Origin of the sequence: Paraburkholderia sp. SIMBA_027 (genome assembly GCF_046535315.1) — a bacterium.
Classification (GTDB): domain Bacteria; phylum Pseudomonadota; class Gammaproteobacteria; order Burkholderiales; family Burkholderiaceae; genus Paraburkholderia; species Paraburkholderia tropica.
The window spans coordinates 1-260 of record NZ_JAWRWY010000934.1 but is presented as its reverse complement, the minus strand read 5'-3'; the positions used below and the strand labels follow the sequence as shown (position 1 = coordinate 260).

Annotated in this window: 1 protein-coding gene; it reads left to right on the top strand. The window is 45.0% G+C overall.

Annotated elements, in window-relative coordinates; all coding sequences use genetic code 11:
• Window positions 1–18 precede the first annotated feature (18 nt).
• Window positions 19–260 (top strand): 5'-nucleotidase C-terminal domain-containing protein (locus SB764_RS41845; protein WP_410867014.1); only part of this gene is annotated, 242 nt, incomplete at its 3' end.

Below are 260 nucleotides of genomic sequence, written 5' to 3'. Positions count from 1 at the left end.
GGGCAAGGACCGATTACCGTGGGTGAGGTGATCTCGGTTTTACCATTTGGAAATACGTTAGCATTAATGGATGTAACGGGAGCGGAGTTAAAAGCGGCCTTTGAAGTGTCCGTTAGCAAATATCCAGAAGAAAATGGTGGATTCTTACATGTATCCAAAGGAACAAAAGTCGTATTCGATTCTTCAAAGCCTGCAGGAAGCCGGATTGTCAGCATCACGGTAAAAGACGCAAATGGACATGAAGTGGCGATTGAAGAGGA